The sequence below is a fragment of the Streptomyces albus subsp. albus genome, from assembly GCF_000725885.1.
GTDB lineage: Bacteria > Actinomycetota > Actinomycetes > Streptomycetales > Streptomycetaceae > Streptomyces > Streptomyces albus.
Window position 1 is genome coordinate 166,915 of sequence record NZ_JODR01000011.1, and the last position, 24,673, is coordinate 191,587.

General features: G+C 72.7%; 18 protein-coding genes. 10 read left to right on the forward strand and 8 right to left on the reverse strand.

What is annotated here, in order from left to right:
* The first annotated feature begins 6 nt into the window (after positions 1–6).
* Complete coding sequence (locus tag IO40_RS0114520; RefSeq protein WP_016472748.1) at positions 7–1,068, forward strand: glycosyltransferase family 2 protein; 1,062 nt, start codon at positions 7–9, stop codon at positions 1,066–1,068.
* Between the two features lie 225 nt (positions 1,069–1,293).
* On the opposite strand, the gene IO40_RS0114525 is transcribed toward IO40_RS0114520, so the two are convergent.
* From IO40_RS0114525 to IO40_RS0114540, 4 genes are all read right to left on the reverse strand, one after another.
* The gene (locus IO40_RS0114525; RefSeq protein ID WP_016472749.1) at positions 1,294–3,039 is read right to left on the reverse strand and encodes an LCP family protein; all 1,746 of its coding nucleotides are present in this window, start codon (positions 3,037–3,039) and stop codon (positions 1,294–1,296) included.
* 69 nt (positions 3,040–3,108) lie between these two features.
* Positions 3,109–4,932 carry an LCP family protein gene (locus IO40_RS0114530; protein WP_016472750.1) on the reverse strand — a complete coding sequence of 608 codons (1,824 nt, stop codon included), beginning with the start codon at positions 4,930–4,932 and terminating at the stop codon, positions 3,109–3,111.
* A gap of 148 nt (positions 4,933–5,080) precedes the next feature.
* Positions 5,081–6,253: an LCP family protein gene (locus tag IO40_RS0114535; protein ID WP_016472751.1), complete on the reverse strand. Its 1,173-nt coding sequence runs from the start codon at positions 6,251–6,253 to the stop codon at positions 5,081–5,083.
* Between the two features lie 217 nt (positions 6,254–6,470).
* On the reverse strand, positions 6,471–7,226 hold the full coding sequence (locus tag IO40_RS0114540) for a TIGR03089 family protein (protein WP_031175526.1): 756 nt from the start codon (positions 7,224–7,226) through the stop codon (positions 6,471–6,473).
* A gap of 111 nt (positions 7,227–7,337) precedes the next feature.
* Here IO40_RS0114540 and IO40_RS0114545 point away from each other — a divergent pair, with 111 nt between their 5' ends.
* From IO40_RS0114545 to IO40_RS0114555, 3 genes are all read left to right on the forward strand, one after another.
* Positions 7,338–8,996 carry an N-acetylmuramoyl-L-alanine amidase gene (locus tag IO40_RS0114545; RefSeq protein WP_324604508.1) on the forward strand — a complete coding sequence of 553 codons (1,659 nt, stop codon included), beginning with the start codon at positions 7,338–7,340 and terminating at the stop codon, positions 8,994–8,996.
* Positions 8,997–9,150: 154 nt separating this feature from the next.
* A complete protein-coding gene (gene manB, locus IO40_RS0114550; protein WP_016472754.1) occupies positions 9,151–10,233 on the forward strand; it encodes a mannose-1-phosphate guanylyltransferase in 1,083 nt (360 codons plus the stop codon).
* Between the two features lie 95 nt (positions 10,234–10,328).
* The gene (locus IO40_RS0114555) at positions 10,329–11,252 is read left to right on the forward strand and encodes a DNA-3-methyladenine glycosylase family protein (protein ID WP_031030359.1); all 924 of its coding nucleotides are present in this window, start codon (positions 10,329–10,331) and stop codon (positions 11,250–11,252) included.
* Between the two features lie 66 nt (positions 11,253–11,318).
* On the opposite strand, the gene IO40_RS0114560 is transcribed toward IO40_RS0114555, so the two are convergent.
* From IO40_RS0114560 to IO40_RS0114570, 3 genes are all read right to left on the reverse strand, one after another.
* A complete protein-coding gene (locus IO40_RS0114560; RefSeq protein WP_078659747.1) occupies positions 11,319–12,740 on the reverse strand; it encodes a coenzyme F420-0:L-glutamate ligase in 1,422 nt (473 codons plus the stop codon).
* The gene (gene cofD / locus IO40_RS0114565) at positions 12,737–13,705 is read right to left on the reverse strand and encodes a 2-phospho-L-lactate transferase (protein WP_016472757.1); all 969 of its coding nucleotides are present in this window, start codon (positions 13,703–13,705) and stop codon (positions 12,737–12,739) included. Before cofD ends, IO40_RS0114560 begins: the two co-directional genes overlap by 4 nt.
* 94 nt (positions 13,706–13,799) lie before the next feature.
* On the reverse strand, positions 13,800–14,297 hold the full coding sequence (locus IO40_RS0114570) for a cysteine dioxygenase (RefSeq protein WP_016472758.1): 498 nt from the start codon (positions 14,295–14,297) through the stop codon (positions 13,800–13,802).
* Between the two features lie 930 nt (positions 14,298–15,227).
* Between IO40_RS0114570 and IO40_RS0114575 the strand changes: the two genes are divergently transcribed.
* The 3 genes from IO40_RS0114575 (at position 15,228) to IO40_RS0114585 (ending at position 21,138) form a co-directional block, all read left to right on the forward strand.
* Positions 15,228–15,491 (forward strand): WhiB family transcriptional regulator, encoded by a 264-nt coding sequence (locus IO40_RS0114575; protein ID WP_004952403.1) that lies wholly within the window; start codon positions 15,228–15,230, stop codon positions 15,489–15,491.
* A 248-nt stretch (positions 15,492–15,739) separates the two neighbouring features.
* The gene (locus IO40_RS0114580; protein ID WP_016472759.1) at positions 15,740–19,513 is read left to right on the forward strand and encodes a glycosyltransferase family 2 protein; all 3,774 of its coding nucleotides are present in this window, start codon (positions 15,740–15,742) and stop codon (positions 19,511–19,513) included.
* Positions 19,510–21,138, forward strand: coding sequence for a DUF5719 family protein (locus IO40_RS0114585; RefSeq protein ID WP_016472760.1), 1,629 nt, complete (start codon positions 19,510–19,512; stop codon positions 21,136–21,138). Before IO40_RS0114580 ends, IO40_RS0114585 begins: the two co-directional genes overlap by 4 nt.
* A gap of 306 nt (positions 21,139–21,444) precedes the next feature.
* On the opposite strand, the gene IO40_RS0114590 is transcribed toward IO40_RS0114585, so the two are convergent.
* Positions 21,445–21,894, reverse strand: coding sequence for a metallopeptidase family protein (locus IO40_RS0114590; protein WP_063754995.1), 450 nt, complete (start codon positions 21,892–21,894; stop codon positions 21,445–21,447).
* A gap of 586 nt (positions 21,895–22,480) precedes the next feature.
* Between IO40_RS0114590 and IO40_RS0114595 the strand changes: the two genes are divergently transcribed.
* The 3 genes from IO40_RS0114595 to IO40_RS35870 all read left to right on the forward strand — a co-directional run bounded on the left by IO40_RS0114595 (position 22,481) and on the right by IO40_RS35870 (position 24,609).
* Positions 22,481–22,879 carry a DUF3499 domain-containing protein gene (locus IO40_RS0114595; protein WP_016472762.1) on the forward strand — a complete coding sequence of 133 codons (399 nt, stop codon included), beginning with the start codon at positions 22,481–22,483 and terminating at the stop codon, positions 22,877–22,879.
* A gap of 83 nt (positions 22,880–22,962) precedes the next feature.
* On the forward strand, positions 22,963–24,348 hold the full coding sequence (locus IO40_RS0114600) for a phosphomannomutase/phosphoglucomutase (protein WP_016472763.1): 1,386 nt from the start codon (positions 22,963–22,965) through the stop codon (positions 24,346–24,348).
* A gap of 87 nt (positions 24,349–24,435) precedes the next feature.
* On the forward strand, positions 24,436–24,609 hold the full coding sequence (locus tag IO40_RS35870) for a Trm112 family protein (protein WP_016472764.1): 174 nt from the start codon (positions 24,436–24,438) through the stop codon (positions 24,607–24,609).
* The last annotated feature ends 64 nt before the right edge of the window (positions 24,610–24,673 follow it).

A 24,673-nucleotide genomic window follows, 5' to 3' on the forward strand; every position in this document is an offset into this window, starting at 1 on the left:
AGCGCCGTGACTCGCGAGAACCCTGCCACCCCGGACACCCCCGCGGGCGCGGCCCCGCCTCCCGTTTCCGTGATCATGCCGGTGCTGAACGAGGAGCGGCACTTGCGCAACGCGGTGCACCACATCCTCCAGCAGCGGTACGACGGTGAGCTGGAGGTCGTCATCGCACTGGGGCCCTCCACGGACCGCACGGACGAGATCGCCGCCGAGCTGGTCGCCGAGGACCCGCGCGTGCACACGGTGCCCAACCCCACGGGCCGCACCCCGGCCGGACTGAACGCCGCGATCAAGGCGTCCCGGCACCCGGTGGTGGTCCGGGTGGACGGGCACGGCATGCTCTCGGCCGACTACATCGCCACCGCGGTGCGGCTCCTGGAGGAGACCGGCGCGGCCAACGTGGGCGGCATCATGCACGCGGAGGGGGAGAACGCCTGGGAGGACGCGGTCGCCGCGGCGATGACGTCCAGGATCGGCGTGGGCAACGCCGCCTTCCACACCGGCGGCGCCGCCGGCCAGGCCGAAACGGTGTACCTGGGCGTCTTCCGCCGCGAGGTGCTGGAACAACAGGGCGGCTACAACGAGGAGTTCATCCGGGCCCAGGACTGGGAGCTGAACTACCGCATCCGCGAGGCGGGCGGGCTCATCTGGTTCTCGCCCGAGCTGCGGGTCTCCTACCGTCCCCGGCCCAGCGTGCGCGCCCTGGCCAAGCAGTACAAGAACTACGGACGTTGGCGGCACGTGGTGGCCCGCTACCACTCCGGTTCCATCAATCTGCGCTACCTGGCGCCGCCGGTCGCCGTGTGCGCCATCGCGGCGGGCCTCGTGGTGGGGGCGGCCGTCACCCCGTGGGGGCTGGTGGTGCCCGGCGGTTATCTGGCGGCGATCGTCGCCGGGTCGCTGCCCGCCGGCAAGGGGCTGCCGCTCAAGGCCCGGGCGCAGATCCCCCTGGCGCTGGCCACCATGCACATGTCCTGGGGCTGGGGTTTTCTGACCAGCCCGAAGAAGCTGGCCCGCAAGGTCATCGCCAGCCGCCGTGAGCCGGTACTGACCGCGCAACAGGCACAGTGACCCCGCGCGGGCGACCCGCGTCCGGCCACATGTAAGGGGCGCCCTCTCCCAGGGAGGGCGCCCCTTACATGTGGCCGCTCACCTTGCGGGGCCGTTTCCCGGCCGCCGCCGGCGGGGTCCGGAGGTCACCGGGCACGGTCCGGCCTCGTCACCGGCACGGCACGGCCGCGTCACCGGGTGGGCCCGACGAACGTGACCGCCGCCCTGTGCCGTCCGGGCGGCTGTTCACCAGGTGTAGTTCGGATTGATCTCCATGCAGGCCTTCTTGTCGTCGCCCCGCAGTGCGTCCGCGCTGTCCGGCGCCTTGTGGCTCTCCTTGTCGCCGTCTTTCTCCGTGCCCCCGCCGGACGCGGGGTAGGCGTTGCCCTCCCGCCAGTCGGCACCGATCACCAGGGTCACCCTCTGGACGCCCGAGGAGTGCTTGACGAGCCGCTCGGGGATGCCCAGCGCCTTGGCGACGGCCAGTGCGTCGCCCCGCTGTTCGGCCTGGGCGTAGCGGATGGTGGTGTCCGCCTGCGACTGGGGCGTCTGGTCGGCCACCGCCTGGCTGAAGCCCTTGCGGGCCAGTTCGCCCGCCACGACGCTCGCCCGGCCCGTCACCGGCCGCTGGAGCGCGGTGCCGGTGCCGTTCATCACGCTCACGGGGATCTCGGCCTTCGGCCGGGACGGCTCCGTCGGCTGGGCCGACTTGCTCGCCTCGGCCTTCTTCTTGTCCTTGCCGTCGAGGGCCACGTCGTTGCGCATCAGGGAGAAGATCTGCTGCGCGTCACCCTCCTTCGGCACCACGTAACTGCCGCCGGGGCCGTACGTCCAGGGCATGGTGGCCATGGTGATGCGCTTGGTCGGGACGCGCTTGAGGTCGTTGCCCAGGTCGTAGAGCTTCTTGACGGAGCCGATGCCCTTGTCCACCGTGAGGGCCTCGGTCGCCGCCTCCGCCAGCTGGCGCAGCTTTCCCGGGTCCGTGAGCTTGGTGCCCGCCTTCAGCTGGCGGACCATCGAGTTCATGTACATGTGCTGCGCCTTGGCGCGGCCTATGTCGGTGCCGTCCCCGAATCCGTGCCGGGTCCGCAGCCAGCTGAGTGCCTGCTCGCCCTTGATGACGGATTCGCCCTTCTTGAGTTTCAATTTGGACTTCGGGTCGTGCACGTTCTGGTTCACGCACACGGGGACGCCGCCCACCGCGTCGGCCATGGAGACGACACCCGAGAAGTCGATCATCATGAAGTGGTCGACGGGGATGCCCGTCAACTCCTCCCAGGTGGCCACGGTGCAGCCCGGACCGCCGTGCTGGAGGCTGGTGTTGATCTTGTCGACCGTCTCCGGATAGACCTTCCCGTCCTCCGGGTCGGTGCACTTGGGGATCGTCGTCCGTGTGTCACGCGGGATCGACAGGACCGACATGTTGCTGCGGTCGGCCGAGACGTGCAGCAGCATCTGCACATCGGCCAGCGGCGGCCGGTCCCGGTCGGCGCGGGAGCCGCCCAGCCGGATGTTCTCCTTGGACGCGCGCGAGTCGGAGCCCAGCAGCAGGATGTTCAGCGGCGTCTGGCCGTCGGCGTTGGGGTCCGCCTTGTCGAGCTTGCTGTCGCCGAGGTTGAGGTCGTCCTTGTCCAGGTTGCCGTTCAGGTGCTGGTAGTAGAGATAGCCCGCTCCCGCGGTGCCGAGTATGAGCACCGCCAGCACGGTGGCCGACCAGCGCAGGACGCGCCGCCGCCGCTTCGCCCGCGGCGCACCGCGTGTGCCGGCGCCACCGGACCCCGCGGCCTCGGCGGTGCGGGCGGAGGACGACGGCGCGGGCTTCGCCGGTTCCGCGGCACGGTGGCCCCTGCGGGCCGGATCGGCGTGCCGGCCGCCGGGCGCCCCCGACGCGTCGGAGCGGTCCTCGTACAGGCTCTCGTCCCAGCCGCGGTCGGCGGCGCTGGGGGCGCCGTCCCGTGCCCCCTCACTGCCGTCGGTACGGTACTGCCGCACGGGACCTCCCCGGGGTACTCACGTCGTGCTGTGGCCGGCACCCGGCGGGACGCGCCGGCGGGGTGGACGTCACTTCGCGCATACGTTCTTGTCGCCGGCGTTGACCTTCTCGACCCCGGGCGGCGCCTTGTCGGAACCGTCGACCGGCTCGCCGGGTGCGGTGAAGTCCTTGCCGAGTGTCAGCGTCATGCTCGTTCCCGATCCGGTGCCGGCCGTCTTCTTGAGCGCCGACGCCGACAGCTTCAGCATGTGCGCGAGCCGGTTCGCCTGCTCTTCCTGGCCGGAGGTGTACTGCAACGTCGTCCGGTCCTGGGCGGGTGCGTTGCCGCCGGAGGCCGCGTTGCCCGCACCCTCGTCCAGCAGCCACTGGGCCGTCGCCGCGGCGGCCTGGGCGGGGCCGCCGCCGTTGCGCACGGAGACATCCACCTCGGAGGCGGGCGCCATCTCGCCCTTCGGTTTCGCCGATTTCTTCTTCTTGCCCTTGTCCGTCTTGGTCAGGGACTTGTCCTCCCGGACCATCTCGAACAACGGCTCCGCCTTCGCCCTGTTCAGTACGACGGTCGCGGGGTCCTGCGGGTTGTCCACGACGGGCACCGTGGTGAAGGTGATCTTGTCGGTGTTGACCCGCTTGAGGTCGTTGGCCAGGTCCATCAGCTTCTTGACGCTGCCGATGCCGGTGTCCACCGTCAGCGCCTTGGTGGCCGCGTCGCTCAGCTTGAACAGCTTCGAGGGGTTGGTGAGCGTGTCCCCGGACTTCATCTTGCGGATCATCGACGAGAGGAACTGCTGCTGGAGCTTGATCCGGCTCAGGTCGCTGCCGAAGCCCACCGAGTGCCGGGTACGGACGAACGCGAGCGCCTGCTCGCCCTTGACCGTGTGCCGCCCCGCCTTCAGCTTCAGATGCGACTTGGGGTCGTTGATGTCCTTGCCCGCGCACACCTCGACACCGCCCACCGCGGTGGACAGCTCCTTGACCGCGTTGAAGTCGGCCATCATGAAGTGGTCGATCTCCACACCGGTCAGCTTCTCCACGGTGCGCCAGGTGCAGCCGGGGTCCCGGTTCTCCTGGCCCAGACTGGTGTTGAACCGTACCCCCTGCTCGGCGGGCACCACCCGCTTGGTGCCCTTCTCGTCCGTGGTCTCGCACTCGGGGATGTCGGTGATCATGTCGCGCGGAATGGACAGCGCGGTGGCGTTGGTGCGGTCCTCGGAGACGTGGAAGAGGAACGTGGTGTCCGCGTGGCCGACGCTGCCGGCGTCGCCGTAACCGGTGTTGCCCTTGCCCTCACGGGCGTCGGTGCCGATCACGAGGATGTTGACCGGGCCGTTCTTGACCGCGGGGTTCTCCTCGCCGACGTCCACCTTGTTGATGTTGCCGTTGAGCCGCTGGTAGACCACGACGCCGCCGACACAGCCCGCCACCAGGAGGAAGCCGACGACGCCACCGCCGATCCGCAGCGTCTTCTGCTTCTTCGACAGCCGCCGCTTGGCCTTCCGCCGGCCGCGTCCGCCGCTGCCCCGGCCGTCGGCCGCGGAGCGCTCGGAGGCACGGGCGCGGCGCTGCGCCGGCAGCTTGGCCTCCGCACGCCGGGCGGAGCGGGAGCCGGCCCGGTCGCCGGAGCGGCTCCGCCCGCCGGAGCGGCCCCCCGAGCCGGACCGCCGGCCCGCCGAGGCGGCCTCCTCGGACGTACCGGCCTCGGAAGGTGTGGCGGCGTCCTCGTCGGGGGAGGATCGTCTCTGACGCGGGGCGGAGGTGCGGCGGTTGCCGTACTGACTGGGGGAGTCGTCGGCGACGGGGTTCAGTCGCAGCTCGTAGCTGCCGGTGTTCGGGTTGAACACCCACTGATCCGCGGGATCGACATCTCCCGCGTGCCCACGGCCTTGCGCGTCCACGATTGCGTAAGTCCTCCATAGAACCGGCTGCTGATAGCCGCCCCGGGGCCGGCCGGAGCGCTCACACTATCCGGCAGGTTCGGCGGCTAGCGACGCCGGTGACAAATTCCTTGCGGCCAGAAACGGTCAATTCGCCTCATTCTCAGCGTCATTCGTTCGTGCAGATCGCCGCGTCGGCCGTTGTTCCCTGATAGGGGACGTCTGTCCCGTCCGCCCCCTCATCCGCCACTCCGTTCTTCTCTTTCCCGGTCTTCCTCTTCTCGTTCACGGATACCGGCTGGTCGGTGCGGAGCTTGGTGAACAGCGCCTCTGCGGCGGGGCGTACCAGCTCATCGCGATTGATGTCCGGTTCGTACGGTTGTCTGGGCACCGTAAGAAATCGGATGTGATCCTGTGGGATATCCCGCACACTCTGTGCGAGTTCGTACAGCTCGGAGAGGGAATCCAGCCCGGAATCCGCAGTGAGTGACGAGGTCGCCGCATCCAGCACCGGATAGGCACGGGTCGGATTCAGCAGTACACCGTCACTGCGCACCTTCTTCACGAGAGATCCCAGAAAGCGCTGCTGACGTTCGATGCGTTGAGTATCGCTTCCGTTACCCAAACCGTGCCGGGCGCGCACGTATCCGAGGGCGTCCTCCCCGTGCAGCGTCTGCCGCCCGGCCGGAAGGTCGAGCTTCGCCTCCCGGTCGTGCACCGGCTTCGACAGGCAGACCTCCACCCCGCCGACCGCGTCGACCATCTTCTTGAAGCCCCGGAAGTCCACGACGAGATGGTGGTCGACGCGGATGTCCGTCATCTTCTCCACCGTGCGGATCGCACAGGCCGCACCGCCGGTCTGGAACGCCCAGTTGAACTGCGCGAACCGCGCCGGACTCGTGGAACCGTCGGGCTGCCGACAGCCGGGGATGTCCACCATCAGATCGCGGGGTATCGACATCGCCGTCGCGCTGTCCCGGTCGGCCGCTATGTGCAGCAGGATCGCCGTGTCCGACCGCTCGGAACCCTCGTCCCTGCCGTACGCGCCGTTGCCGTCGCCCCGGTTGTCGCTGCCCAGCAGCAGGATGTTCTCCGCCTCACCCGCCTCCTTCGCGGGGGCGGGCCGTTCCTTCTCGTACGGCGCCAGCGCGTGCGCGGCGCCCGAGTCGGTGCGGATGTTGCCCTCCAGCCGCTGGTAGAGGGTCCAGCCGGTGGCCGCCACGGCCAGGACGAGGCCGGAGGCGGCCAGTGCGGCCCAGCGCAGCCAGCGGCGCCGCCGAGGGCGGACGGATGCCGTGGTGGGTGCGCCGGAGGCGGTCTTTTTGCGGTCCGGATCGGTCACGGCTGGTCATCCCTCGCGTCCCTTGGCGTCAGGCCGTACACACGTACGGGCGCGCCGGTCACGAGAACAGACGAACGAAACCGGCCCATGGTTGTACGCGAGTACGAGAGGGACGGATGTGCTTGCGGCAGGGCCGCAGCCGCTGTCCTCGGGCAGGAGCCTGCTTGGGCGGACCGCCCGGCCGGTGGGCCGCCCCCATCGGCCGGGCGCGAGGGAGTCAGGCGGCCGTGTGGGTCACCCGTTCGTTCTCCACGCGCTGTTCGAGGGAGGCGGCGTCCAGCCGCTCCAGCCGCGGCGCCAGCACCACCGAGCCGCCGGCCGCCAGCGGGGCCAGCAGCCCGGCGCTGAGCCCCTCCCAGCCGTCGTAGGGCAGCGCGGACAGCAGCCGCGAGCCGGGCTCCAGCCCCCGTGCCGCCGCGTCCTGGCGGGTCCGCTCCACCGCCTGCGCTCCCGTCAGCTCGCTGCCGTCCGGCAGGGCGAGGGCCGGTGCGTCCGGGTCGACGGGCGCGTACGGGACGAAGCGGTCGCCCTGTCCGGGCACCTCGACCGCGTAGTCCGTGAACCCCTCCGGCGGCTGCGGGAAGCGCCCGCCCAGCGGTCGCAGGCTCAGTGCGACCCGCTCCCCGGGGCAGGACCGCGCGGCGTCGAGCGTGTCGGGACCGCTGACCACCAAGTCGGCGGCGGACGGATCACCCGTCAGGTCGGTGACGACGCCCACCGATGCGCAGGCCAGCACCCAGACGGCGGTCTGCCAGTGGGCGGGCAGCAGCAGCGCGAGCCGGTCGCCCGGTTCGGCCGACAGCTCGTCCTGGAGCAGGTTCGCCGTCTTCGCCACCCAGTTGTCGAAGGTCGTGACGGACAGTTCGACCCGTTCGCCCGTGGCGTCGTCGTAGTACGTCACCAGCGGACGTGACGGGTCGTCGGACAGGGCGGCCGACAGCAGGCCGGCCAGGGTGCGGTCAGTGGCGTTCATCCGGGTCAGCGTACGCCTGCGTCCGCCTGGCGGTGCGGTATTGGACACCGATGATCCGATATGCACAGGATCATTGGCATGCGTGCGAAATGTGCTCATTCTCTCGGTGTCGTGAGCGCGGCGGCTCTTCTGCTCCCGCTCGCCCCCCTCGCCTCGGCCGCCCCTTCCGTCGAGCCGGCCGCGGCGCCGGCGCCGACCGGGTCCTCCCCGTCCTCCGCCTCACCCCCGGCCCCCGGGTCACCGTCGTCCCCCGGGGCCGGGGCCGCGCGCCCTGCGCCCCGCGCGGAACGCGCCGCCGACCGGGCCGCCGGCAGCACCCAGTCGCTGGCCTTCCCCAAGGCCGCGTCCGGCGCGGCCACCCGCCACGGCTCCGCAGGGGCCGGCTCGGCGGTGCGCATCCCCGCCCGGACGGTGCACCGTTACGCGCTGCTCGGCGCCGTGTGGGAGCACGCGGACGAGACACTGCGCGGACGCCTCCAGGTCCGCACCCGGGACGCGGAGACGAAACGCTGGTCCGACTGGCGCGAACTGACCGCCCACGGGGACGAGAGCCGCCAGGACGACACCGACGGCCCCGAACGCGGCGCCACCGCCCCGCTCTGGGTCGGCCTCGCCGACGGGGTCGAGGCCCGCGTGCTGCCGGACGGCACCACGACGGCGCGGTTGGGGCTGCCGGACGGCTTCCGGCTCGAACTCGTCGACCCGGGCCCCGACCCGGCCCGCCCCGCACCCGGCCGCGGAGCGCCGGCCGGCCCGGGCAGCACGCGCCCGGAATCGGGGAAGCCCGGGAAGGCGGGGAACGCTGGAAACTCCGGGAGCACGGGGGAGAGTGCGCCGGACAGCACCGGTCCGCGAGACGAGAACGGCAGCCCGGACGGTACGGGCCCCCAGAACGCGGAACCCGGAGGCACCGGCTCCGACGGTACCGGCGCGGAGGGCTCAGGCGCTCAAGGCCCCGGTTCCGACGGCACCGGCACCGGCTCCGGCGACGCCGGATCGGAGGCGGCCGGCACGGGCGACGGCGCCGGCCAGGAGGCGGGTACGGGAGCGGGCAAGGGGGCCGGCACGGCGGCGGAGGGCGCCGGCGTGAGCGTGCTGCCCGCGCTCAGCAGGGAAGCGACCGAAGCGGCGTACCCGGTGGCGTCGGCACGGCCGGGCACCAAGCCGCACATCGGCCCCAGGCCCCGCATCGTCACCCGGAAGGGATGGGGCGCCAACGAGAAACTGCGCGAGTCCCGCCTGGCCTACACCAAGAAGGTCAAAGCGGTCTTCGTGCACCACACCGCCATGACGAACCGTTACAGCTGCAAGCGGGCACCGGCCATGATCAGGGCGATGTACCGCTACCACGTCAAGAGCATGAAGTGGCGCGACATCGGCTACAACTTCCTGGTCGACAAGTGCGGCACCGTCTACGAGGGCCGCGCCGGGGGAGTCGCCAAGCCCGTGATGGGCGCTCACACGTACGGGTTCAACACCAACACCATGGGGGTCGCCGTTCTCGGCTCGTACGACAGAAGCCGGCCGTCCAGGGCCGCTGTCACCGCGCTGTCCCGGCTGGCCGCCTGGAAGCTGGGCATCTCCGGTGTGAACCCGGCCGCCCGCACCTGGCTCAAGTCCGGGGGCGGCAAGTACAAGAAGGGCAGGAAGATCCGCTTCCACACCGTCTCCGGGCACAAGGACGGGTATGTGACCGAGTGCCCGGGCGCCCGCCTCTACGGCAAGCTCGGCACCATCCGCTCCACCGCCGCACGCCTCCAGGGCCGCTGAGGGCACAGCCGGTTCCGCCCCGCGTAAACCGCCGTCGGGACCGCCGCCGGGCACAGGCACACGGGCCCTCTTGCGCGTCCGTAGGTCTGCATACACTGTCCGGCGGCCACCCGAAGGGCGGTCGGCGGACCCCGGCAGGAAGCAGAGAAAACAGGTGACAGAGGCGATCCTTCTGGTCGGGGGCAAGGGCACCCGGCTGCGACCGCTCACGGTGAACACCCCCAAGCCGATGGTCCCCGCCGCGGGAGTGCCCTTCCTCACCCACCAGCTGGCGCGCGCCCGTGCGGCGGGCGTCGACCACGTGGTGATGGCCACCTCCTACCTCGCCGAGGTCTTCGAGCCGTACTTCGGCGACGGCTCCCAGCTCGGGCTGCACCTGGAGTACGTCACCGAGGAGGAACCGCTGGGCACCGGCGGCGCCATCCGCAACGTCGCCTCCCGGCTGTACTCGCGCCCCGACGAGCCCGTCCTGGTCTTCAACGGCGACATCCTCTCCGGGCTCGACATCCGCGCCCTGGTGGACCAGCACACCCGCGCGGGTGCCGATGTCTCGCTGCACCTGACCCGGGTCGGCGATCCGCGGGCCTTCGGGCTGGTGCCCACCGACGCCACCGGGCGGGTCACGGCGTTCCTGGAGAAACCGCAGACACCGGAGGAGATCGTCACCGACCAGATCAACGCGGGTGCCTACGTCTTCACCCGGTCGGTGATCGACACCATCCCCGCCGGGCGGCCCGTGTCGGTCGAACGCGAGACCTTCCCCGGGCTCCTCGCCGCCGGCGCACACCTGCACGGCATGGTGGATTCCACCTACTGGCTGGACCTGGGCACCCCCGAGTCGTTCGTGCGCGGCTCGGCCGACCTCGTGCTGGGCCGGGCCCCCTCGCCCGCCGTCCCCGGACGGTGCGGCGAGCGGCTGATACTGGAGACCGCCGAGGTCGCCGGGGACGCCAAACTGACCGGCGGCACCGTCGCCGGGGCGCACGCCGAGGTGGGCTCCGGCGCCCGGATCGACGGCAGCGCCCTGCTGGACGGCGCGGTGGTGGCACCCGGCGCCCGCATCCGGGACTCCCTGATCGGCGCGGGCGCCCGCATCGGCGCCGGCACCGTGCTGGACGGCGCCGTGATCGGTGACGGAGCCGTCATCGGCGAGGGCAACGAGCTGCGCGGCGGCATCCGCGTATGGTGCGACGCCCGCATACCGGCGGGCGCGGTCCGCTTCTCCTCGGACCAGTAACCGCCTGCTCCGGGCAGCGCCGCCCCGCCGGTGCGAGGGGCCTCCACGGGGCCGCGGCCTCCGGCTGTCAGTGGCGGGTCCTACGCTTGCTGCCCGTGTCCCTCACCCGCACCTGGGCCCCGCCGGGCCCCTACGACCTGCACGGCAGCCTCCGTGTGCTGCGTCGCGGTCCCTACGACCCGACGTACCGCACCGAGGGCGGCGCCGGCGGCGCGGTGTGGCGGGGCACGCGTACGCCCCACGGCCCGGCGGCGCTCCGTCTCACTCTGCGGACGGGCGGCAGTCACGGCGAGGTGCACGCCCAGGCGTGGGGGCCGGGCGCCGCATGGCTCCTGGAGGGCCTGCCCGCGCTGCTCGGCGCCGAGGACGACCCGGACGCCTTCGTCCCGCACCACGAGGTGACCCGGCAGGCGCACCGCCGCCACCCGGGACTGCGGCTGATCCGCACCGGGCGGGTCCTGGAGTCCCTGATCCCCTCCGTGCTGGAGCAGAAGATCACCGCCGAGGAGGCGTACCGCGCCTGGCGGCTGCTGGTGCGGCGCTTCGGCGAGCGCGCTCCCGGACCGCACCCCGACCTGTGGGTGATGCCCCACCCGCGCGACTGGCTGCGCATCCCCTCCTGGGAGTGGCACCGCGCGGGAGTGGACCAGAAGCGCTCCTCGGCCATCCTGCGCGCCCTCCAGCGGGCGAGCCGGATGGAGGAGGCCGCGCACCTGGGCTTGGAGGAGGCGCTGGCCCGTCTCCAGGCGATACCCGGCATCGGCCCGTGGACGGCGGCCGAGGCGCTGCAGCGGTCCAACGGCGAGCCGGACGCGGTCACGGTCGGCGATCTGCACCTGCCCGGACAGGTGGGGTACGCGCTGACCGGTCTGCGGGGCACCGACGACGCGGGCATGCTGGAGCTGCTGGCCCCCTACGCGGGGCAGCGGCACCGTGCCACCCGTCTCATCCTGCTGGGCGGCCCGCGAATGCCGCGCCGTCAGCCGCGTTTCCCGGTGGGGAACATCGCGCGCTGGTGAGCCGTCCGCCGTGCGGGCCGGACGGTTGCGCGCCGGACGGTTCGCGGGCTGCGGACGCCGGCCGGCTCAGCGCTCGACCACGAAGTCCTGTGCGCTGCGGGCCGGGCGCTCCCGGGGCGGGGCGGCGGGGCGGCCGATGGCGACGGCGCCCATCGGGTCCCAGCCGTCGGGCAGATCGAGGACATCGCGGACGACGTCACGGCAGAACATGGTGGAGGAGATCCAGGCGGAGCCCAGCCGCTCCCCGGCGAGCGCGACGAGGAAGTTCTGGATACCGGCGCCGGTCGCCACCACGAACATCTCCCGTTCGGCGGCGTTGCGCCGCGCGTCCGGGTAGGTGTGCGAGCCGTCCATCACCAGGCAGGGCACCGCCAGGTAGGGCGCGTTGCGCAGCACGTCGCCGCGCTTGACCCGCTTGGCGATGCTCTGCTCGCTCTTGCCGTCGGCGCGCAGGTCGGCGATCCAGGCGTCGCGCATCGCGTCCAGCAGCCGCAGCCGCGACTCCTCGCTCTCCAGCAGCACGAACCGCCATGGGGTGGTGTGGTGCGGCGCCGGGGCGGTCACGGCGGCGGCGACGGCGCGGCGTACGGCCTCGCCGTCCACGGGGTCGTCGGTGAACTCCCTGACGGTCCGCCGCAGCGTCACCGCCTCGCGTACGGCCTCGGAGGTGCCGAGCCGGAACATGTCGTTGGCGGCATCGCGCACCAGCGCGCGGGCGGTGGACTCCGAGGCGGCATCCCCGTCTTCGCCCGGCGCGGGCAGCACGTGCCGGGACAGTCCGCGCACCACCGCGACGGGCAGCCCGCTGGCCTTGCCCTTGACCAGTTCCCCGGCGGCGGCCAGTTCGTCGCCCACAGCGGTGACGGTGACGCCCAGCGGGTTGCCGTACATGTCCACGCTGCCGCGCAGGTCGTCCAGGACGCGCACCCCGGCGGCGCCGATGGCGACATCGGTCTGGCCCTCGCGCCAGGGCCGCCCGAAGGTGTCGGTGACCACGACGCCGACGGTGACGCCGAGTGCTTCGCGCACCCCGTCGCGGATGGTGCGGGCCGCCGCGTCGGGGTCCTCGGGCAGCAGCAGCACGGTGCCCTTGGGCGTGTTGGAGGCGTCCACCCCGGCGGCGGCCATCACGAAGCCGTGCCGGGACTCCACGATCCGGGCGGCGCCGCGGCGTGCCACCACGCGGACCGTCTCGGCGTCGATGGCGGCCTCCCGGTCGTCGGCCTCCACGACGCGTCCCTCGGCCTTGCTGACGATCTTGGAGGTGACGATGAGGATGTCGCCGTCCGCCAGGCCGCGGCCGTCCGCGGCGCGTGCCGCCTCGACGGCGTCCACGATGAGCGCCACCAGATCGTCGCCGGACCGCACCTCGGGGATGCCGGGCAGGGGCCACACCTCGTACGCGGCCCGGTCCGTCGCCGCCGGGGTGTGCCCGGGGGCCGCCGCGGCGGGGACGGCCCCGTCCGTGGTCTGTGTCGTCGCCGTCATGCCCGTACCTCCCCGGCCAGCCGCAGCGCCTCGGTGGCCATCTGCGCGGTGGCCTGTTCGTCGGTCATCATCAGCGGCACGGCCCGGCACCGGATGCCCGCCTCCTCGACGGCCGGCACCGCGCCGGCGTCGATGGTGTCCACCAGCCAGCCGTCCAGCAGCCCCGAGCCGTAGTGCGCGGCCACGGCGGCGGCGGTGGACTCCACGCCGACGGCCGCCAGCACCTTGTCGGCCATGCCGCGCACCGGCGCGTCGCCGACGATGGGGGAGAGCCCGACGACGGGCACGCCCGCGTCCGCGATGGCCTCCCGGATGCCGGGCACCGCGAGGATCGTGCCGACGCTGACGACCGGGTTGGACGGCGGGAAGAGGATCACGTCGGCCCCGGCGATGGCCTCCAGCACTCCGGGTGCGGGCTTGGCCTGCTCCGCGCCGACCGGGACCACGGCGTGCGCGTCCACAGAGGCCCGCAGCCGCACCCAGTACTCCTGGAAGTGCACGGCCTTCCGGCCGCCCGAGCCGTCCGGGTCGTCGATCAGTACGTGCGTCTCCACCCGGTCGTCCGTCATCGGCAGCAGCCGCACCCCCGGCTGCCAGCGGGCGCACAGCGCCTCGGTGACGGCGCTGAGCGGGTACCCGGCGCCGAGCATCTGGGTGCGGACGATGTGTGTGGCGAAGTCGCGGTCGCCCAGCCCGAACCACTCGGGGCCCACGCCGTAGGCGGCCAGCTCCTCCTTCACCGCGAAGGTCTCGTCGGCCCGGCCCCATCCCTGTTCCTCGTGGATGCCGCCGCCCAGGGTGTACATCACCGTGTCGAGGTCGGGGCAGACCTTGAGCCCGAACAGATGGATGTCGTCACCGGTGTTGCCGACGACGGTGATCTCCGCCTCGGGCACCGCGGACCTCAGCCCGCGCAGGAAGCGGGCACCGCCGATGCCCCCGGCCAGAACCACAATGCGCTGCATGGGCACCAGTCTCGCAGCCCGCCCCCGGCGCCCGGCACCTGGCCGGGCGCCGGGGGCGCCCCAGGGGGTGCCGTACGCCCCCGCCGGGCGGGCGTCAGATCGCTGTGCGCCGGGCGTCCCGTGCGGCTGCGGGGCCGACGGAGCAGTGCATGGGCATCTCCGTCAGGCCGGGTGCGTAGACGTGCACGCTGACGACCGGTTCCAGTCCGTCGTTGACCACTTCGTGCACATAGCCGGGGGCAAAAACACGCACTGTGCCGGGGCGCAGGACACGTGAGCCGTTCCCGTGCTCGGTCAACTCTCCCGCGAGCACCCCGAAGACACCGCTGGAGGGCCCGTGGTCGTGCCGGCCGCTGCCCTGTCCCGGCAGCCAGCTCAGCAGCCACACCTCGTACCCGGGGCCGGTGCGCAGCCGGTGGTACCAGCGCAGCGTCGGGTCGTAGCGCACGAGCGGCGCCCAGGCGGAGCGGTCGGCGGCGAGCGCCCGGACGAGCCCGGCGTACCCGGCGACGGTGCCGGGGTGCTCAGGAGCGGGCGGGAGGAGATGCGGTACGGCGAGCAGATCGCCCGCGATTTCGACGTCGCTGTTCACGTGCGGAGGTGCCTTTTCTGGAAGGAATTCGGGTGGGGAGGGACGGTCGCACCGCTTCCGGCGCCGCACAGGGGCCGCCGCCTCCGGCCCCGGCCCGGCGGAGCGGGCGGGCGGGCGAGGAGGAGCGGAGTGCGGCTCACGACGGGAGCGGTGCGCCGGGCGGCCGGGCCGTGTGGGACGGAGGGCCAGGCGTGGGACGGCGGGGACGGCGGCCGGGGGCGTCAGCGCAACGGCGGACGCGAAAGGGGCCGGCCCGGCGGGCGGCGTGGCCGTCGGCCGGCCTGAGACGGGATCACCGGGGCCGGGCCGGGACGGCGAGCCGTCTCAGCGACAGTGCGCCGGACAGCCGTGGGGACAGCGACAGCGGTGGGCTTCCAGGACGTGAGAGGCGGCACGGGGGAGCGCCCGGGCGCTCCCGGCAGGCCGCGGGGCGAGGGCGCCGCGGACCGTGCGGGTCTCAGAGGTCGCTGACATGCGCTCAAGAACAGCGCCCCGGCGCGTCGGGTGTCAACTCGGAGCCGGGTTTGTGACCGATGTTTCACCGCTTCCGGTCGCCCTGTCTGCTGAAAGGTTTGTGCGCCGGTGTTCGGGAGAAACGGGGCAGCAGCCGAACCCCGGCGGCCGTTGCACATCCGTGACCGGAGTGTGATCAGGGCCATCCGGGGGGCGGTGCGGAACGTGAGCGCAGGTCACCGCGTTCTGCAAACAGGGGCCGGACAAATCGCCCGGCCCCTGGATACGAGTGTCATACTTCGTGCTGATTTGCACACTTACGGCGAACGCTTGGTTCCGCCGGGTGAATAACGGGCTCAATAGCAGATCTCGGCTTGACTGCCCCGGATCGGCACACTTGTAATTTCACTCGTGTCGTTCAAGAGGGTTCGATAACGACAGCATCACGGGGTCGAAGAGACGGATCGAGGGGCGCACATGACCGAGCTGTTCCAACAACTGCTGGTCGAAGAGGCGGACGAGGAGCTGGGCTGGCAGGAGCGCGCCTTGTGCGCCCAGACCGACCCGGAGTCGTTCTTCCCCGAGAAGGGCGGTTCAACCCGCGAGGCGAAAAAGGTCTGCCTCGCGTGTGAAGTCCGTTCGGAATGCCTCGAATACGCCCTGGCCAATGACGAGCGATTCGGTATTTGGGGCGGCCTGTCGGAACGCGAACGCCGCCGTTTGAAGAAGGCCGCCGTCTGACCTAGGCATTCCACCGGCCGGTTCATCCGACAAACGCCGTGCCACCCGGGTAACCAGGAGCCCGCCCGGGGCAGTTGCACCGAGGCGCCGGACGCGCGTGTGCGAGCCGTTAGTGTGGGGCCGTCCGCGACGCACCGCCCTGGCACAGGGGGTGTGTTCACCGCTCCGATACGCGTCTTCCGGGGGCTTGCAGCCACAGCGCGGCACCGCCGCGAGGCCCCGGCACCCCGGGGAGGGCCCCTACCTCGATGTCCGTGCACAGCCATATGGCGGCCCATTACGAGGCGGCCACCGCAGGGTTGGCCACCGTGGAGCCGCCCGAGTTCCCCCGGCACGTCGTCACCGCCGTCATCGTCGCGCACGACGGCGAGCGCTGGCTTCCCGACGCGCTCGGCGGGCTGCTGGAGCAGAACCGCCCCGTGCAGAACGTCATCGCGGCCGACACCGGCAGCGCGGACGACTCCGCCCGGCTGCTGACCGAGGCCCTCGGCCCCGAACGCGTGCTGCACCTGGCACGCCGCACCGGATTCGGCGCCGCCGTCGAAGAGGCCCACCGGGCGGCCCGCCGGCTCACCCCGGACGACCTGCCCTACCTGAAGCGGCCCAGCGGCTGGGACCCGGTCAACCGCACCTGGCGCGACGACGCCTACGACATGCCGGAACTGCCGTACGGCGAGCCCGTGGAGTGGCTGTGGCTGCTGCACGACGACTGCGCGCCCGAACCGGACACCCTCACCGAACTGCTGCGCGTCGTCGACGCCGACCCGTCCGTGGCCATCACCGGGCCCAAACTGCGCAGCTGGTACGACGGCAGGCAGCTGCTGGAGACGGGCGTGACCATCGCCCACAGCGGCCGGCGCTGGACGGGCATCGAACGCCGCGAACAGGACCAGGGCCAGCACGACCAGGTGCGGCCCGTCCTCGCCGTCTCCACCGCCGGCATGCTCGTGCGGCGCGACGTCTTCGACCAGCTCGGCGGATTCGACCGCGCCCTGCCCCTGATGCGTGACGACGTGGACCTGTGCTGGCGCGCCCAGTCCGCCGGCCACCGGGTGCTCGTCGCTCCCGACGCGGCCATGCGGCACGCCGAGGCTGCCTCCCGCGAGCGCCGTCCCGTCGACTGCGTCGGCAGGGCCGGCCGCGGCGCCGGGCCGCACCGCGTGGACAAGGCCGGTGCTGTCTACACGTTGCTGGCCAACATGCCCTCCGCGCTGCTGCCGTGGGTCCTGCTACGGCTCGTGATCGGCACACTGGTGCGCACCCTCGGCTACCTCGTCGGCAAGGTGCCCGGACAGGCCCTCGACGAAATCAGAGGACTGTCCGGCACGCTGCTGCGCCCCGGGCGGGTGCTGGCGGCACGGCGCAGGCGCGGCAGGCCCGCCGTGTCCCACAAGGAACTGCGGCCCCTCTTCCCGCCGCCGGGCGCCACCCTGCGCGCCACCGTCGAACAGCTCACCAGCAACCTCACCGGCCGCTCCGAACCCGAACTGACGGCGGGCGGACGGCACGGCGCCGTCGAGTCCGGCCCTTCCGACGAGGACGCCGACTTCCTCGAAGTCGAACAGTTCGCGCGGCTCAAACGGCTCGCGCACAAACCCGGCCCCGTCCTGTTCGCCGTACTGCTCGTCGTCTCCCTCGTCGCCTGCCGCGCACTGTTCGGCTCCGGCGCACTGGCCGGCGGCGCCCTGCTGCCCGTGCCCGACCACCTGTCGGAGCTGTGGTCGCGCTCCCTGGACGCCTGGCACCCCGTCGGCACCGGCGGCACCCAGTCGGCCCCGCCCTACCTGGCGCTGCTGGCCACCTTCGCGACGCTCCTCTTCGGCAGCACCAGCCTGGCCCTGACCCTGCTGCTGGTGTGCTCGGTGCCGCTGGCCGGCATCACCGCGTACTTCGCCTCCCGCCCCCTGGTCGGCTCCCGGCTGGTGCGCGCCTGGGGAAGCGTCGCCTACGCCTTCCTGCCCGCCGCCACCGGAGCCCTCGCACAGGGCCGGATCGGCACCGCGGTACTCGCCATCCTGCTCCCCCTGCTGGCCCGTGCCGCCGTCTCGGCCTGCGGACTGCACGGCAAGGGCGGCTGGCGCGCCGCCTGGACGTACGCCCTGCTGCTCACCCTCACGACGGCCTTCACCCCCGTGGTGTGGCCGCTGGCGGCCGTACTGGCCGTCCTGGCGCTCGCCCTGGCCGGCCGGCAGAGCGGCTCCCTCGGCGCGCGGGCGGCCCGGCTGGCCACCGCGCTGGTCACGCCCGTCGTTCTGCTCGCGCCCTGGTCGCTGACCCTGTTCACCGACCCCGCAAAGCTCCTGCGCGAGGTCGGCATGGAGTACGGCACCGGCGCCGCCTCCGCGATCGACCTGCTGACCCTGTCGCCGGGCGGCCCCGGCACCACCGACGGGTTGCTCCTCGTCGGACTGGTACTGGCCGGGCTCGCCGCACTGCTGCGCGCGGAACGCCAGTCGGCCGTCCTGGCCGCATGGGCCGCCGCACTGGCCGCCCTCGCCCTCGCCGCGCTGTCCAACGGTTCGGCCTGGGCCGGACCCGCCACCCTGTGCTACGGACTGGCCGTGCTGTGCGCCGCCGCGATCGGTGCCGAGGGCGCCAAGGAACGCGTCGCCGCACAGAGCTTCGGCTGGCGCCAGCCGGTGGCCGCCCTCGTGGCCGCCGCGGCCGTCTTCGCCCCGCTGTGCGCCGCCGTCGGCTGGATGGTGGGCGGCGCCGACGGCCCGCTCACGCGGCGCGACCCGGTGCAGGTGCCCGCCTTCGTCGCCGAGGAGAGCTCCACCAGCGACCAGCCCCGCACCCTCGTCCTCGACCAGCCGGAGGGCACCGCGCAGGTGGGCTACACACTGGTGCGCGGCTCCGGTGCCCGTCTGGGCGACGCCGACCTGGCGGCCGTCGGCGGCGACGACGCGCGGCTGGACAAGGTGGTCGCCAACCTGGTGGCCGGTTCGGGTGCCGACCAGACCAGCCAGCTGGGCGGCTACGCCGTCCGCTACGTCCTGCTGCGCGACGGCGCCTCCCGCGAGGCGAGCCGAGTCCTGGACGCGACGCCCGGCCTCACCCGGCTCAGCCAGGAGGACGGCAGCGCACTGTGGCGCGTCGACCGGCAGGTCTCCCGCGTCTCGATCGTCCCCGGCGGCACGGGCGACAGCACGGGCGGCGGCGCGGTGACCGCCCCGGTGGCGGTGGCCGCCGGTCCCGTCGAGTCCCACGCCACCCTCCCGTCCGGCCCGTCCGGCCGGGTGCTGCGGATCGCCGACAAGGCGGACAGCGGCTGGCAGGCCACCCTCGACGGCAGCCCGCTCAAGAGCGTCACCGTCGACGGCTGGGCACAGGGCTTCGAACTGCCCGCGAACGGCGGCAAGCTGTCCCTCACGTACGACACGCCGCTCACCCACACCCTGTGGACATGGGGGCAGGGCTTCCTGCTGCTCGTCGTCCTCGTCCTCGCCCTGCCGGGCCGCAAGCGCGACGTGGACGACGACATCCCCGAGGAAGGGCTCGCGCCCCAGACCGCGGACGGGGAGGGCCGCAGGGCCCGCAGGCTGCGGGCGGCGGCGGAGGCGTCCGCCGCCCAGGCCGGCCCCGCCGGGGAGCCGCAGCCGCCCGCGCCGCCCGGCATGCCGGAGGCGGAACCGGCCCCGGCGGAATCCGTCCCGGCGATGCCGCAGGCGGCGCCCGAGATGCCGGTGCAGCCGGAGTACGACCCCTACGCGCACCAGCAGCCCTATGTGCCGCAGCAGGATCCCTACGGCGCCCAGGAGCCCGTCTACGACGCACAGCAGGGATACGGACAGGCGGCACCGTACGAGCAGGTGACCTACGACGCCTACGGCCAGCCCTCCTACGGCCAGGTTCCGCAGCAGCAGCCGTACGACCAGCAGTACGGCTACGACGACTGGCAGGCGCAGCAGTACGCGCCCCAGCAGGGCATCGACCCCTACGGCTACCAGCCCGGCCACCAGCAGCCGGAGGCACACGGCGGCTACGACAGCAGGTACGGCAACGGGAGCGAGCAGCAGTGAACCGCACAGTCCTCGGCCTCGGCGGTACGGTCGTCGCCCTCGCCGCCGTCACGGGCCTGGCCACCCTGTGGGCGCCCGGCGAGGCGGCGCAGAGCAGCGGCGGCGCCACGAAGGCCGCGTACAAGCCCGTGGAACGCACCACGCTGGTGTGCCCGCAGCCGAGCACCTCCGACGTCGCCGAGACCACCTACACCGCGGTCACCCCCAAGGGCGGCCCCGGCAAGAAGGGCAGCGCCTCCCTCCGTCCGGCCGCACTCGTCGACCCCGAGCAGCAGGGCTCCGGAGCCGGCGAGGGCAGCAAGGGTGACAAGGATGACAAGGGTGACAAGGACAGCAAGGGTGACAAGGGCGGTAAGGGCGGCAAGAACGGCGACAGCGGGGCGGGCGGTGAGCAGCAGGACGGCGGCGCCGCGGGCAAGCCGTTCCTGCCGCTGAGCACTCCGGGCACGCCGGTCACCGACGACACCAGCGACCCGAAGGCACCCGCGCTGACCGGCACCGCCGACGGCCCGTTCGCCCCCGGCTGGACGGTGCAGCAGACGACCACCATCGGTGCGGGCGCCGGACGCGGACTGCACGGCACGTCCTGCACCGCTCCGGACACGTCCTTCTGGTTCCCCGGCGCCAGCACGGCGGCCGACAGGCAGGACTACGTCCACCTGACCAACCCGGACAGCGACAGCGCCGTCGTCGACCTGGAGCTGTACGGCAAGGACGGCAAGCTCAAGTCGGGCCAGGGCAGCGGCGAGGGCATCACCGTCCCGGCGCACTCCACCGTCCCCGTCCTGCTGTCCACCCTCACCTCCGAACCGGTCACCAATGTGACGCTGCACGTGACCGCGAGGTCCGGCCGGGTCGGTGCGCAAGTGCACGCCTCCGACACCGAATTGGGCGGCGACTGGCTGCCGCCGGCCGCCGCCCCCACGCCGGGTGTCGTCCTGCCGGGCATCCCGAAGGACGCGACGTCCGTACGGCTGGCCGTTTTGGCGCCGGGCGGCCACGACGCCGACCTCAAGGTGAAGCTCGCCGGCCGCTCCGGGCTGATCAGCCCCGCCGGACACGAGACGCTCCACGTCAAGGCGGGCATGGTGACCACGGTGGACCTCAAGGACCTCACCCGGGGCGAGGCGGGCTCCCTCGTGCTGTCCCCCGCGGAGGGCGGCGGGAAGGCACCGGGGATCGTGGCCGCCGCCCGCGTGCTGCGCGGCAAGGGCGGCAAGCAGGAGAGCGCTTTCGTACCGGCGACGGCTGCGGTGCGGAAGCAGGCGACGGCGGCGGACAACGGATCCTCCGGCTCCACCCTGTCGCTGACCGCACCCGAGGCGGGGGCCACTGTGCGGGTGACGGCGTCCGCGGGCAGCGGCGGCGGCAGCCCCAAGAGCACCACGGTCACCGTGAAGGGCCGCACCACCAAGGCGTTCACCCCGCCTGGCCCCAGCGGCGGCAAGGGCACCTACGCGGTCACCGTCGAGCACCTTTCGGGCGGCCCGGTGTACGCCGCGCGGATGCTGGAGCGCGAGCAGTCCGGGCTCCCGGCGTTCACCATTCAGACGCTCCCGGACGACGGGAGCACGGTGGCGGTCCCCGGGTCGTCGCAGGACCTGTCGGTACTCAACGACGACTAGCTCACCGCTGGGACACCCGCTGGGACACCCCCGGGGGCGGCACGCCGGGAAACGCGTCGTGCCGCCCCCGCTGTTTTCCGGTCCCACACCGTCACGGCCGTGTGGGAGCCGGGAAATCGCCGACTGTTCGGCTGCACACGCTGTGCGCGATTACCGGCTGCGGGGCCGGTGCGGGCCGTGGGGCCGGTGCCCACGGTGGGACTATGGGCGAAATCGCCGACTGTGCGGTCGGCCTGCGCTGCACGAAAGCGCCGACTGCGCGGCTGTCGGCCGTGCGGCTGTCGGGTGGGTGTGCGGGGCGGGCCGTCAGTCCTGGCCGTACCGGGGGTCCACCGACTCGGGGGCGAGACCGAGGAGTTCCGCCACCTGTTCCACCACGACCTCGTGCACGAGCAGGGCCCGTTCGTCCCGGGTGCGGCTGCGGATCTCCACCGGGCGCCGGTAGACGATCACGCGGTCCGGCCGGTCGGCGCCGCCCTCCGCGACCCGCCCGAGCGGCACAGCGTCGTCGCCCTCCCGTACCTCGCCGTTGTCCGACCGGGGCACCTCCTGGACGGCGAACTCGACGCGGGCCAGCTGGGGCCAGTTCCGCTCCAGGCGGGTCACCGAATCCCGCACCAGGTCGTCGAACGCCTCGGCGCGGCTGATGGCGAGCGGCACCTGGGGCGGCGCGATGGGGCCGCGCATGCCGCGGCCGTGGCGGTCTCGGCTGTGCGGCCGGGCAGTGGGCCGGCGCGGCGGTACGGGACTGTCCATCACCCCCGAGCGTAGCCCGCCACCCGCCTCCGGCGGGCCCTGCCGGAGGCGGTGTCCGGCCCTGTTCCCGCGGCCGGCCGGGCAGGCCGGACCGGAGGTCCGATCCGTGACGCACCGGACGGTCGATCCGGAGGGCTGATCCGTCACGCACCGGCCGGCCGATCCGTCATGCACAGGGTGGGCGGCGGGCCACGCGCCCCCTGTCGGCCGCCGCCCGGCCGCCCGTGTGCGTCGCCGTACGGTTTCCCGGACCGGCGGCGGTTCCCGGGCCGGCGGCGACGCTGCGGACGGCGCTGTTGTGGGGTCTCGTTTCGGTCTCGGGTTGCGTCTTCGTGTCCGCCTTGTTTTCTGTCTCTTTCACCCTCTTCCAGCCCGAACAGCGCACGGAGAATGACCGTAATCAGGTGAAAAATGTCCGTTGGCGGGCCCTGTTCCTGCCGGAGAACCCTCGTTCGCCGGTGCCGTTCCTCGTGTCCCGCACGCCTTTCAGCAGATCAGGCGTTTCCGGCGAAGGCGGACGACACGGCAGGGTGACGTCGGGGAGAGTCGTCGCGGCCCGCTCAAGAGTGCGGTACGGTCCAACGTCGTGAGCCCTGTACGTCGCTGTTCGCGCACCGCTTGCGGCCGACCCGCCGTCGCGACGCTGACGTACGTCTATGCGGACTCCACCGCCGTCCTCGGACCGCTCGCCACATACGCCGAGCCGCACTGCTACGACCTGTGCGCCGAACACTCCGAGCGGCTCACCGCACCCCGCGGCTGGGAGGTCGTCAGACTCGCCGTGGACACCGCCGCGGCGCAGCCCAGCAGCGACGACCTCGAAGCGCTCGCCAACGCCGTCCGGGAGGCCGCCCGCACCCCGCGGCCCGGCCCCCAGGACCCCACGCCGCCCGGCGGGCTCCGCGGCGGCGACGGCCGTGACGCCGACCCGATGGAGGTCGCCCGGCGCGGCCATCTGAGGGTCCTGCGTTCCCCGGAAACATAGGTCACCGTGCTGCCGCGCGGCGCATGTCACCTCCGCGGGTAGATTTGTGACGTAGCCGACCGACGACCCAGGAGAGGCTGGCCGTGGCTGATCTGTCTCAGATCGTGAAGGCGTACGACGTGCGCGGTGTGGTTCCGGACCAGTGGGACGAGACGACCGCCGAGCTGTTCGGTGCGGCTTTCGCCCGTGTCACCGACGCCTCGGCCGCCGTCGTCGGGCACGACATGCGTCCCTCGTCGCCGGGGCTCGCGCGGGCCTTCGCCCGGGGCGCCGCCTCGCAGGGCGCCGACGTCATCGAGGTCGGGCTCTGCTCGACCGACCTGCTGTACTTCGCCAGCGGCAAACTCGCGCTGCCCGGCGCCATGTTCACCGCCAGCCACAACCCCGCGCAGTACAACGGCATCAAGATGTGCCGTGCCGGTGCCGCCCCCGTGGGCGAGGACACCGGACTCGCCGACATCCGCGTCCTGGTCGAACGGTGGCTGGACGCCGGCGGCGCCCCGTCCAACGGCCAGCCCCAAGGAACCATCCGCCAGCGGGACATGCTGGAGGACTACGCCGCGCACCTGCGCTCCCTCGTGGACCTGTCGGGCATCCGGCCGCTGAAGGTGGTGGTGGACGCAGGAAACGGCATGGGCGGCCACACCGTGCCCACCGTGTTCGCCGGTCTGCCCATCGACCTGGACCCGCTCTACTTCGAGCTGGACGGCACCTTCCCCAACCACGAGGCCAACCCGCTCGACCCCAAGAACATCGTCGACCTGCGGAACCGCGTGGTGGAGACCGGCGCCGACATCGGGCTGGCCTTCGACGGCGACGCGGACCGCTGTTTCGTCGTCGACGAGCGGGGCGAACCCGTCTCGCCGTCCGCGATCACCGCGCTGGTCGCGGCCCGTGAGCTGGCCAAGGAGCCCGGCGCCACGGTCATCCACAATCTGATCACCTCGCGGGCCGTCCCGGAGGTCGTCAAGGAGTGCGGCGGCGCCCCCGTCCGCACCCGGGTCGGCCACTCGTTCATCAAGCAGGAGATGGCCAGGACGGGTGCCATCTTCGGCGGTGAGCACTCGGCCCACTACTACTTCCGGGACTTCTGGAACGCCGACACCGGCATGCTGGCGGCCCTGCACGTGCTGGCGGCGCTCGGCGGCCAGGAGGGCCCCCTCTCGCAGCTCGTCGCCCACTACGACCGCTATCCGTCCTCCGGCGAGATCAACAGCACGGTGGAGGACCAGTTCAACCGCACGAACGCCGTCAAGGCCCACTACGCCGGCCGGGAGGGCGTGACGATCGAGGAGCTGGACGGGCTGAGCGTCACCGGCGTCAACTGGTGGTTCAACCTGCGGCCCTCCAACACCGAACCGCTGCTCCGGCTGAACGTCGAGGGGTGCGACACCGCGTCGGTCGAGCGGATCCGCGACGAAGTGCTGTCCATCGTGCGCGCCGAGAGCGAGCGGGACACCGAGGCCTGACGGACGCCCCGCCGCTCCCCGCCGGCACGGCGGTACCCTGACGGCACAGTCAGACACAGCCGCCGCGCCCCGCACCTGGAGGAACACATGCCGCTCGAAGCCGGACTCCTGGAGATCCTCGCCTGTCCGGCCTGCCACGCGCCGCTGCGCGAGGAAGGTGACGAGCTGCACTGCACGGGGGACGCGGAGTGCGGCCTGGTCTATCCGGTACGGGACGGCATCCCCGTCCTCCTGGTGGACGAGGCCCGCCGCCCCTCCTGACCCCGTACGAGCGGACGGCGTCCGCCCGGTACGGCCGGGGGCGGCCGGCCCGTCACCGCATGAC

What these genes read in the sequence shown, in the direction of transcription:
- IO40_RS0114540 (WP_031175526.1), bottom strand. Translation starts at nt 7,226, where the DNA reads ATGAACGCCACTGACCGCACCCTGGCCGGCCTGCTGTCGGCCGCCCTG.
- IO40_RS0114560 (WP_078659747.1), bottom strand. Translation starts at nt 12,740, where the DNA reads ATGACGGCGACGACACAGACCACGGACGGGGCCGTCCCCGCCGCGGCG.
- cofD (WP_016472757.1), bottom strand. Translation starts at nt 13,705, where the DNA reads ATGCAGCGCATTGTGGTTCTGGCCGGGGGCATCGGCGGTGCCCGCTTC.
- IO40_RS0114575 (WP_004952403.1), top strand. Translation starts at nt 15,228, where the DNA reads ATGACCGAGCTGTTCCAACAACTGCTGGTCGAAGAGGCGGACGAGGAG.
- IO40_RS0114580 (WP_016472759.1), top strand. Translation starts at nt 15,740, where the DNA reads ATGTCCGTGCACAGCCATATGGCGGCCCATTACGAGGCGGCCACCGCA.
- IO40_RS0114590 (WP_063754995.1), bottom strand. Translation starts at nt 21,894, where the DNA reads ATGGACAGTCCCGTACCGCCGCGCCGGCCCACTGCCCGGCCGCACAGC.
- IO40_RS35870 (WP_016472764.1), top strand. Translation starts at nt 24,436, where the DNA reads ATGCCGCTCGAAGCCGGACTCCTGGAGATCCTCGCCTGTCCGGCCTGC.